Genomic DNA, 11001 nt, shown 5'->3' with positions numbered 1-11001 from the left:
GGGGGTCGGTGGGGGCGGGGGCGGACGTCAGAGCTTGCCGCCCCGGCCGCCGTCGCGGCGGGCGGGTGCGATCAGGGTCGAGAGATAGGGCAGCGGGGTGTCGTCGAGGTCGGCGGCCGGCCGGATCGACTCCTCCGCGAGGCCCAGCGCCGACCCCCACACCGCGTCGTCGATCCGCCCGGTCTCCCGCAGCGCCTCGGCGACCTCGGCCGCCTGCCGCCCGAACTTGTAGGCGACGACGGTGCCGGGCCCGGCGAGCGCGTCCTTCAGCACGGCCGAACCGGCGGTGACGGGCACCAGCGTGAGCGGCTCCGTCCCCTCGGTGAGGACCGCGCCGGAGCGCGCGGCGAGGTCCTGCATGGCGGTGATGCCGGGCACGGTCTCCACGACGGTGCCGGGCACCAGCTCGCCGATGGTCTGGGCGAGATACGTGAACGTGGAGTACACGTTGGGGTCGCCGATGGTGGCGAAGGCGACGGCGCCGTGCTCCGCCAGCAGCCGGGCGACCCGCTGGCCCGCCGCGTCCCAGGCGGCCTCGCGCCGCGCCCGGTCGGTTCGCTCGTTCAGCGCGAACACGACCCGTACGACCTTCTCCTCGGGCACGTAGTGCAGCACGGTCGCCTCGGCCCGCCCCCGCTCCCCGCTGTCCATGACGGGTACGACGACGACATCGGCGGCGCGCAGCGCGTTGACGCCCTTCACGGTCACCAGCTCCGGATCGCCGGGACCGACCCCGACTCCGATCAACCTGCTGCTCATGACGTCCGGCACCTCTCCACGAACCGACGGGCGACACCGGGCTCGGCGGCCCAGTGCGTGTGCAGATAACTCGCGTGCACGCCCTGCTGTACGAAACCTTCGACCCGGCGCCGAGGAGACCTGACTCCCCACGCGGGCGCCGTCCCCGAGCCGGGCTCGACGACGGTCCGATGAAACTCGTGCGCCCGCATCCGCGTCCCCGCGACGGCGAGCGAGCTGTCGCCGACGGCCACGGCGTCCCGGTACCCGAGCGTGAGCCGCTCGCTCATCCGCGCGCTCGCGTCCAGCACCCCGCACATGGGCAGCCCGTCCAGCTCACGGCACAGATACAGCAGCCCCGCACACTCGGCGGCGACGGGAGCACCGCTCTGCGCCAGCGCGGCGACGGCCTTGCGCAGCGGCTCGTTGGCGGACAGCTCGGCCGCGTACACCTCGGGAAAACCACCCCCGATGACCAACCCGACCGTCCCGTCCGGCAGTTGCTCGTCCCGCAAGGGATCGAAGGGAACGACCTCCGCACCGGCGGCGGTGAGCAGCTCGGCGTGCTCGGCGTAGGAGAAGGTGAAGGCGGGGCCGCCGGCGACGGCAACTCTCACACGCCGCTTCGCATCCTTCAGCCCGTCCGGCGTTGGAGGACGAGGCCCTTCGGGCCGAAAGCGGGGGTCCGGGGGCGCAGCCCCCGGGGTCGGGACGGGAAGGGGCGGCGGGGGCGCTGCATCCATCAGCGGCTCCGCCGCGGGAGCCAGCGCCTCAGCCGCATCCCAAGCCGCACACGGCAACGCACCCGCACTCCGCGCCAGCCCCAGCAACCCCTCCAGATCGCACCCCGCTTCGACCTGCGCCCCCATCGCCGCCACCGCGTCCACGGCGTCGGCCCGCCGTTCCGCGACCGGCACCAGCCCCAGATGCCGCGAAGGCGTGTCCACCAGGGCCGCCCGACGCAGCACCCCGAGCACCGGCACCCCCGCCGAGTCCAGGGCGTCCCGCAGCAGTTCCTCGTGCCGGTCCGACGCGACCTTGTTCAGGATCACGCCCCCGACCCGCACCTGCGGATCCCAGGACGCGAACCCGTGCACCAGCGCCGCCACGGACCGCGACTGCGACGAGGCGTCCACGACGAGCACGACCGGCGCCCGCAGCAGCTTCGCCACATGGGCCGTGGACGCCAGCTCGCCCTCCCCTGCGGCCCCGTCGTACAGCCCCATCACACCCTCGACGACGGCGATGTCACACCCGCGCGCCCCGTGCAGGAACAACGGCCCGACCAACTCAGGACCGCACAGGTACGCGTCGAGATTCCGCCCCACCCGCCCGCTCGCGAGCGTGTGGTACCCGGGGTCGATGTAGTCCGGTCCGACCTTGTGCGGGGACACGGCGAGCCCCCGCGCGGCGAACGCGGCCATCAACCCCGTGGCGACGGTGGTCTTGCCGCTGCCGGAGGACGGCGCGGCGATGACCAGCCGAGGGACGGAAGACATCACCACTCGATGCCTCTCTGGCCCTTCTGGCCCGCGTCCATCGGGTGCTTGACCTTCGACATGTCGGTCACCAGATCGGCGAACCCGACCAGCTTCTCCGGCGCGTTCCGCCCGGTGATCACGACATGCTGGGTCCCCGGCCGGTCGCGCAGCACGTCGACGACCTCGTCGGTGTCGACCCAGCCCCAGTGCATCGGGTACGCGAACTCGTCCAGCACGTACAGTTTGTACGTCTCGGCGGCCAGGTCCCGCTTGACCTGCTCCCAGCCCTCCCGGGCCTTCTCCTCGTTGTCCATCTGGGCGTCCCGCTGGACCCAGGACCAGCCCTCGCCCATCTTGTGCCAGTCGACGGAGCCGCCCTCACCGGAGGCGCCGAGCACCCGCAGCGCGTTCTCCTCGCCGACCTTCCACTTCGCGGACTTGACGAACTGGAACACCCCGATGGGCCAACCCTGGTTCCAGGCGCGCAGCGCGAGCCCGAACGCGGCGGTCGACTTGCCCTTCCCGATGCCGGTGTGCACCACCACCAGCGGCCGATTACGCCGCTGACGCGTCGTCAGGCCATCGTCCGGCACCACACTCGGCTGCCCCTGCGGCATTACGCGGCCCTCCTCTTCGACCCACCCTGAACATCCCTGACCAGCCCCGCGATCGAGTCCGCCCGCAACTCGTCCAGCGTCACCGCCGTACCGCCCAGCTCACCCGCGAGCTGCCCCGCGAGCCCCAGCCGCACCGGCCCCGACTCGCAGTCCACGACCACGGAGGCGACCCCGTCCGCCGCGAACAGCCGGGCCGCCCGCCCCGCGAGCGCCACCGGCTCCGGGCCGCCCGTGGCCCGCCCGTCGGTCACCAGGACCACCAGCGCCCGCCGGGCCGGATCCCGCAGCCGTTCGACCCGCAGCACCTCGTGCGCCTTCAGCAGCCCCGCCGCGAGCGGTGTCCGCCCACCGGTCGGCAGGGACTCCAGCCGGGCCGCGGCGGCGTCCACGGACGACGTCGGCGGCAGTGCCACATCGGCGGCCGACCCCCGGAACGTCACAAGCCCCACCTTGTCCCGCCGCTGATACGCGTCCAGCAGCAGCGACAGCACCGCGCCCTTCACCGCGCCCATCCGCTGCCGCGCCGCCATCGACCCGGAGGCGTCCACCACGAACAGCACGAGGTTCCCCTCGCGTCCCTCCCGCACGGCCTGCCGCAGATCGTCCCGGCGCACCACGAGGCCGCGCCCCGACCGACCCCGGGCCCGCTGATGCGGCGCAGCCGCCTGCACGGTGGCCGCCAGGTGCAGCTTCGTCAGCGTCCCGCGGGGCCGTCGGGCCCCCGTGGTCCGCCCGTGCTCGGTCCGCGCCCGCGAACGCCGCCCGGCGGCCCCGCCCTCACCGACACCCGGCACGCTCAGCGCCTTCGCCCGGAACGGCTCGGAGGCCCGTACGGGAGTCTGCTCCCCGGCCCCGGAGCCCTGCGGCTCCCCGTCCTCACCGGCCTCGGGACGCGCGGCCGTGTCGCCCCCTTGCGGGCCGTCGTCGGACTGCGGCGGCTGCCCGCCGCCCCCGCCGGGACCGTCCGGACCGGGATCCGGGTCCTCGTCCTCGGAACCCCCGAACTCCTCCAGGGTCTCGTCGAGCTTGTCCTCGTCCAGGCCGGGCGCGTCGAAGGGGTTGCGCCGCCTGCGGTGCGGCAGCGCCAGCAGCGCCGCCTGCCGCACGTCCTCGGCGAGCACATCGGTCCGTCCGGCCCACGCGGCCAGAGCGGTCGCCGTACGGGCCATCACGATGTCGGCCCGCATGCCGTCCACCTCGAACGCGGCACAGGTCGCCGCGATCTGCCGGAGCGCCCCGTCACCCAGCCGCACCGACGGCAGCAACTCCCGCGCGGCGACGATCCGTTGACGTACGGTGCGCTCCTCGTCGGCCCACCGGGCGGCGAAGGCGCCCGGGTCGTCGTCGTACGCGAGCCGCCGCCTGACGACCTCCACCCGCTGGTCGGGCTCCCGCGAGGCGGCGACCTCGACGGTCAGGCCGAACCGGTCGAGCAACTGCGGCCGCAGCTCGCCCTCCTCGGGGTTCATGGTCCCGACGAGGAGGAAACGGGCGGCGTGCCGGACCGAGACACCCTCGCGTTCGACGTACGACGCACCCATCGCCGCGGCGTCAAGGAGCAGGTCGACCAGGTGGTCGTGGAGGAGGTTGACCTCGTCGACGTACAGGATCCCGCGGTGGGCGTCGGCGAGGAGTCCCGGCTCGAAGGCCTTCACGCCCTCGGCGAGCGCCCGCTCGATGTCCAGCGCGCCGACCAGCCGGTCCTCCGAGGCACCGACGGGCAGTTCGACCATGCGGGCGGGCCGGCGCGTGCCGGCGCCCGTCTCCTCGTGCGGTCCGTCCGGGCACGCGGGATCCGGGGCGCCCGGGTCGCAGGAGAAGCGGCAGCCGGGGACGACAGGCACCTCGGGCATCAGCGCCGACAGCGCCCGTACCGCCGTCGATTTGGCGGTGCCCTTCTCGCCGCGCACCAGCACACCGCCGACCGCCGGCGACACGGCGTTCAGCAGCAGAGCGAGCCGCAGGTCGTCCTGGCCGACAACGGCCGTAAAGGGGAAGGGGGTTGTCACTTCTCGTCGCCCTCCAAGTCGCCTTCCAGCTCCAGGTACGTGGCGCGCAGCCGCTCCAGTGTGTCGGCGTCCGGCTCGGCCCACAGCCCGCGGTCCGCGGCCTCCAGGAGCCGTTCGGTGATGCCGCGCAGCGCCCAGGGGTTGGACTTCTTCATGAAGTCCCGGTTCTCGGCGTCGAAGACGTACTCCGCGCTGAGCTTCTCGTACATCCAGTCGTCGACCACGCCCGCGGTGGCGTCGTAGCCGAACAGGTAGTCCACGGTCGCCGCCATCTCGAAGGCGCCCTTGTAGCCGTGCCTGCGCATGGCCGCCATCCAGCGCGGGTTGACCACGCGGGCCCGGAAGACACGGTGGGTCTCCTCGCCGAGCGTGCGGGTCTTCACCTGGTCGGGGGTGGCGCTGTCGCCCACGTACGCCTCGGGGTTGGCGCCCGTCAGGTGCCGCACCATGGCGACCATGCCGCCGTGGTACTGGAAGTAGTCGTCGGCGTCCACGAGGTCGTGCTCGCGGGTGTCGACGTTCTTCGCGGCCACGTTGATCCGCTTGAACGCGGTCTCCATGTCGCCGCGCGCCGCCCGGCCGTCGAGCCCGCGCCCGTAGGCGTAGCCGCCCCAGACGGCGTACACCTCGGCCAGGTCGGCGTCCGAGCGCCAGTTGCGGGCGTCGATCAGCGGCAGCAGACCGGCGCCGTACGCGCCCGGCTTGGAGCCGAAGACACGGGCCGTCGCCCTGCGCCGGTCACCGTGCTCGGCGGTGTCCTCGTCGGCGTGCGCCTTCACGAAGTTCTGCCCGGCCGGCTCGTCCAGTTCGGCGACCTTGCGCACGGCGTCGTCGATCAGGCCGACGACGTGCGGGAACGCGTCCCGGAAGAAGCCGGAGATGCGGACGGTGACGTCGATGCGCGGGCGCCCGAGCTCCTCAAGGCCGATGATCTCGAACCCGGTCACCCGGCGCGAGGCGTCGTCCCACACCGGGCGGCAGCCCAGCAGCGCGAGGATCTCGGCGATGTCGTCGCCCTGGGTGCGCATGGCCGAGGTGCCCCAGACCGTCAGGCCGACGGACTTCGGGTACTCGCCCGTGTCCTGGAGGTACCGCTGCACCAGCGAGTCGGCGAGCGACTGCCCTACCTCCCAGCTCAGCCTGGACGGAATGGCCTTGGGGTCGACGGAGTAGAAGTTCCGGCCCGTCGGCAGGACGTTGACCAGACCGCGCGTCGGTGAACCGGACGGGCCCGCCGGGACGTAACCGCCGTCGAGCGCCTTGAGGATGTGGCCGATCTCGTCCGTGGTCCGGGCGAGACGCGGCACGACCTCGTCGCAGGCGAACTCCAGCACGGCGACGGCCTCGGGGAGTTCGGCGCCGAGGACGTCACGCACGAGGACGGGAGCCTCGGACACCGCCCAGCCGTTGGACTCCATCCCCTCCGCGACCCGCCGGCACAGTTGCTCCAGCAGGTCGATCGCGTCGGCGGCCGTACGGGACGGGCCCTCGACGAGATCGCTCAGCTCGACCGGAACCTTCACCGGAGCACCCGGCTCGGCGAGCAGCTCCTTCTCCACCAGGCCGAAGTGCTCGGCCAGCGACGCCCGCAGGCCCGGCAGCGCGTTCGCCTGCCCGCCCCACACCTGCGAGGCACGCAGCACGGCGAGGACCAGGTTCACGCGCGGCTCGCCGACCGGGCCGCCGCCCAGGATGTGCAGGCCGTCGCGGATCTGCACGTCCTTGATCTCGCACAGATAGCCGTCGATGTGCATGACGAACTCGTCGAAGTCGCCGTCGTCCGGCTGCTCGTCGACATGCAGGTCGTGATGGAGCTCGGCCGCCTTGACCAGCGTCCAGATCTGGGCCCTGACCGCCGGCGCCTTCGTCGGGTCCAGGTCCGACACCAGCGCGTACTCGTCGAGCAGCTGCTCCAGCTTGGCCAGGTCGCCGTAGGTGTCCGCGCGGGCCATCGGCGGCACCAGGTGGTCGACGACCGTGGCGTGACCGCGGCGCTTGGCCTGGGTGCCCTCGCCGGGGTCGTTGACGATGAACGGGTAGATCAGCGGCAGGTCCCCGAGGACGGCGTCCGGGGCGCAGCCGCCGCTCAGCCCGAGCCCCTTGCCCGGCAGCCACTCCATCGTGCCGTGCTTGCCCATGTGCACGATCGCGTCGGCGCCGAACGAGTTCTCCAGCCACCGGTAGGCGGCCATGTAGTGGTGCGAGGGCGGCATGTCCGGGTCGTGGTAGATCGCGATCGGGTTCTCGCCGAAGCCGCGCGGCGGCTGGATCATCACGACGACGTTCCCGAACTGGAGGGAGGCCAGCACGATGTCGTCCCCGTCGACGTACAGCGAGCCCGGCGGCTCGCCCCACGCCTCGGTCATGGCGTCCTTGAGTTCCGGGTCGAGCTTGTCGAACCAGGCCTGGTAGTCGGCGAGCGGCACGCGCGCGGGCGCCGACGCCAGCTGGTCCTCGGTCAGCCACTCGACGTCGTGCCCGCCCGCCTCGATGAGCCGGTGGATCAACTCGTCGCCGTTGTCCGGGTACTCGGTCACCCCGTACCCGGCCTGCTTGAGCGCGTCCAGCACCCGCACCGCGGAGGCGGGGGTGTCCAGGCCGACCGCGTTGCCGACGCGCGAGTGCTTGGTCGGGTAGGCGGTGAAGACGAGCGCGAGCTTCTTGTCGGCGTTCGGCTTGTGCCGCAACCGCGCGTGCCGTACGGCGATCCCGGCGACGCGTCCGGCCCGCTCCGGGTCGGCCACGTACACGGGCACGTCGTCCGGGCCCTGCTCCTTGAAGGAGAAGGGGACGGTGATCAGCCGGCCGTCGAACTCCGGGATCGCGACCTGCATCGCCGCGTCCATCGGGGTCAGGGCGGCGTCGGACTCGTCCCAGGCGCTCTTGGACGACGTCAGGCACAGCCCCTGCAGCACGGGGACGTTCAGCTCGGCCAGCCTGCCGATGTCCCACGCCTCCTCGTCGCCGCCCGCCGAGGCCTGCGAGGCGTGCGTGCCGCCGGCGGCGAGGACGGTGGCGACCAGGGCGTCGGCCCTGCCGAGGATCTCGTACAGCTCCGGGTCCGCGCCGCGCAGCGAACCGCAGTACACCGGCAGCGCGTTGGCGCCCCGCGCCTCGATCGCGTCGCACAGGGTGTCCACGAACGCGGTGTTGCCGCTGAGTTCATGGGCCCGGTAGAAGAGCACGCCGACGGTCGGACGGCCCTCCTGGAGCGTACGGTCGCCGTGGACGCCGTACTCCGGCATCTTCTGCGGCTCGACGAACCCCTCGCCCGTCAGCAGCACGGTGTCGGAGAGGAACCGGGCGAGCTCGGTGAGGTTGGCGGGCCCGCCCTCGACGAGGTATTTCAGCGCCTCGGCGACCACACCGGCCGGGACGGACGACTCCGCCATCAGTTCGGCGTCCGGCACGGCCTCGCCGCCCAGCAGCACGGTCGGCACACCCGACGCCTTCAGCTTCGCGAGCCCGTCCTCCCAGGCCCGCTTGCCGCCCAGCAGCCGGACGACGGCGAGGTCCGCGCCGTCGAGCAGCGCGGGCAGCTCGGTCTCGACGTCCACGCGCGTCGGGTTGCCGATCCGGTAGTCGGCACCGGAGGCGGCTCGGGCCGCCAGCAGATCCGTGTCGGCGGTCGACAACAACAACACTGTGCTCATGCGGGCGCTCCCGGTGGAATGAAAGGCAGTCCTTGCGGCGCGCCGGACTCGATGAGCCGCCACAGCGCGTCCGTGTCCGCGTGCTGTTCGATGAGATCGCCGAGCCGGTCGAGCTGCTCCTCGCGCAGCGCGGCGAACGAGGTGTCGGGCGCCGGCACGAACCGGCGGCCCGCGGCGGCCGCCACCTCGCGCAGGAACGCCCGCCTGAAGCCGTCCGACTCCAGCGAGCCGTGCCAGTGCGTGCCCCAGGTCCGGCCGACCCGGCAGCCGTCCAAGAAGGGTTCTCCTCCTGTCACCTCGGCGACCCCGTGGTGGATCTCGTACCCCTCGACCGACTCTCCGAGGGCCTCGCCGACCGGCCGGGTCAGGGTCTTCTCCCGGGCGAACCGCACCCGGACGGGCAGCACCCCGAGCCCCTCGACCTGTCCGCGCCGGCTCTCCACGTCGTCCTCGATGTGCTCGCCGAGGAGCTGGAAGCCGCCGCAGATGCCGAGGATCGGCCGCCCCTCGGCGGCCCTGCGGACCAGGGCCCGCGCGAGCCCGCGCTCCCGGAGCCACTCCAGGGCGCGGACGGTGCCCCGGGTGCCGGGGACCACGACCAGGTCCGCGTCGGCCAGTTCCTCCGGCCGGTCCACGAACCGCACGACGACGCCGGGTTCGGCGGCGAGGGCGTCGACGTCGGTGAAGTTGGACATCAGCGGCACGGCACACACGGCGACGCGCAGCACGTCCGCACCGAAGGGGGAGGAGACCTCCGACTCCCGTACGGCGCCCCGCAGTGAGATCCTCCCCCACTCTCGGCTTCGCTCGAGCGGGGGGACCCCCATCCCGTCCTCCTCGTCGATGCCGAGACCGTGCCGGAAGGGCAGGACGCCGTACGTCCGCCGCCCGGTGAGGTCGTGCAGCATGTCGAGGCCGGGTTCGAGCAGCGACACGTCGCCGCGGAACTTGTTGACGAGGAACCCGGCGATCAGCTCCTGGTCCTGACGGGACAGCAGCGCGACGGTCCCGAAGAAGGAGGCGAAGACGCCGCCGCGGTCGATGTCGCCGACGACGAGCACCGGCAGCCCGGCATTGCGGGCGATGCCCATGTTGACGATGTCGGTCCGCCGCAGATTGATCTCGGCCGGAGAGCCGGCCCCCTCACAGATCACCGCGTCATACGTGCCCCGCAACTCGGCGAGGCACTCCAGCACCGTCCCGAGCAACTGCTGCTGCCGACCGCCGTGGTAGCCGCGCGCGCTCAGCTCGCCCACCGGCTTGCCCAGCAGCACGACCTGACTGCTCTGCTCACCGCCGGGCTTGAGCAGCACGGGGTTCATCAGCGCGGTCGGCTCGACCCGGCACGCCTGGGCCTGCATGGCCTGCGCCCGCCCGATCTCGGCGCCCTCGCGCGTCACGAACGAGTTCAGGGACATGTTCTGCGCCTTGAACGGCGCGACCTTCACCCCCTGCCGTACCAGCCACCGGCAGATCCCGGCCGTGACGACGCTCTTGCCCGCGTCGGAGGTGGTGCCGGCGACAAGAAGGCCACCGCCCGTCATGAGGTACGCCCCTTCGCGATACTGCGCGCGGCGACACACACGCCGAGCGCCAGCCAACTCACACGCTTCGACAGCCGTACGGCCCGCTCGACGTCGTGGACGCCCACGGCCCGTCCGTTCCCGTTCAGCACGGGACGGTGCTCGACCCGGCCGCCGTAGGAGAGGGTCCCGCCCAGCCGCACCCCGAGGGCTCCCGCGAACGAGGCTTCGACGGGCCCGGCGTTGGGGCTCGGATGCGCGGCGGCATCGGCACGCCAGGCCCGCACCGCCCCCCGGGGATCGTCGCCGGCGAGAGTGGCGAGTACGGCCGTCAGCCGCGCCCCCGGCCAGCCGGCCACGTCGTCGAGGCGGGCCGAAGCCCAGCCGTAGCGCAGGTACTTGGGCGACCGGTGCCCGACCATCGCGTCGAGCGTGTTCACGGCCCGGAAGCCGAGCAGTCCGGGCACCCCGCCGACGGCCCCCCACACCAGGGCGCCCACGACCGCGTCGGAGGTGTTCTCGGCGACGGACTCCACGACCGCCCGCGCGATCCCGTCCGCGTCCAGCGCCTGCGGATCCCGGCCGCACAGATGCGGCAGCCGCGCCCGGGCCCCCTCGACGTCCCCCGCCTCCAGGGCCCGCCCGACGGCACGGGCCTCCCGGGCGAGCGAGGTGCCCCCGACGACCGCCCAGGTGGCGGCGCCGGTCAGCGCGAGGGAGGCGGCCGGAGAGGTACGGACGACACGGGCGGCGACGGCACCCAGGGCAACGGCGCCACCGGCGCACACGGCGGTGTGCAGGGCGCCGCGTGCGCGGTCGTCGCGCCACAACACCCGTTCCACGGCGGCCGCGGCCCGTCCGAACGCGGCGACCGGATGCCCCCGGCGGGGATCGCCGAGCAGCAGGTCACCGAGGAGCCCGGCGGCGGCGCCGTACGCGAAGACGCGATCGGCTCGCATCGGGGTCAGCCGACCGTACGG

The 11001-nt window shown here is 73.2% G+C and carries 7 protein-coding genes; all 7 read right to left on the bottom strand.

What is annotated here, in order from left to right:
* Positions 1–27: 27 nt before the first annotated feature.
* Genes cobI through PGH47_RS09755 form a run of 7 tightly spaced genes read right to left on the bottom strand, consistent with a single transcriptional unit; the run spans position 28 to position 10980 of the window.
* Positions 28–759, bottom strand: a complete 732-nt coding sequence (gene cobI / locus PGH47_RS09785; protein ID WP_271663085.1) for a precorrin-2 C(20)-methyltransferase — start codon at positions 757–759, stop codon at positions 28–30.
* Entirely contained in the window at positions 756–2237 is a 1482-nt protein-coding gene (locus tag PGH47_RS09780) for a cobyrinate a,c-diamide synthase (RefSeq protein WP_271663084.1), read from the bottom strand. The genes cobI and PGH47_RS09780 overlap by 4 nt, the downstream gene beginning before the upstream one ends.
* The gene (gene cobO / locus PGH47_RS09775; protein WP_271663083.1) at positions 2237–2836 is read right to left on the bottom strand and encodes a cob(I)yrinic acid a,c-diamide adenosyltransferase; all 600 of its coding nucleotides are present in this window, start codon (positions 2834–2836) and stop codon (positions 2237–2239) included. The genes PGH47_RS09780 and cobO overlap by 1 nt, the downstream gene beginning before the upstream one ends.
* Entirely contained in the window at positions 2836–4845 is a 2010-nt protein-coding gene (locus PGH47_RS09770) for a putative cobaltochelatase (protein ID WP_271663082.1), read from the bottom strand. Before PGH47_RS09770 ends, cobO begins: the two co-directional genes overlap by 1 nt.
* Complete coding sequence (gene cobN / locus PGH47_RS09765) at positions 4842–8498, bottom strand: cobaltochelatase subunit CobN (protein WP_271663081.1); 3657 nt, start codon at positions 8496–8498, stop codon at positions 4842–4844. Before cobN ends, PGH47_RS09770 begins: the two co-directional genes overlap by 4 nt.
* Entirely contained in the window at positions 8495–10042 is a 1548-nt protein-coding gene (locus PGH47_RS09760; protein WP_271663080.1) for a cobyric acid synthase, read from the bottom strand. Before PGH47_RS09760 ends, cobN begins: the two co-directional genes overlap by 4 nt.
* A complete protein-coding gene (locus tag PGH47_RS09755) occupies positions 10039–10980 on the bottom strand; it encodes a cobalamin biosynthesis protein (protein ID WP_271663079.1) in 942 nt (313 codons plus the stop codon). Before PGH47_RS09755 ends, PGH47_RS09760 begins: the two co-directional genes overlap by 4 nt.
* Between the last annotated feature and the right edge of the window lie 21 nt (positions 10981–11001).

The sequence above is a fragment of the Streptomyces sp. HUAS 31 genome (assembly GCF_028198125.1).
Taxonomy (GTDB): domain Bacteria; phylum Actinomycetota; class Actinomycetes; order Streptomycetales; family Streptomycetaceae; genus Streptomyces; species Streptomyces chartreusis.
The sequence above is the reverse complement of the archived record's forward strand: the minus strand, read 5'-3'. Positions and strand labels throughout refer to the sequence as shown.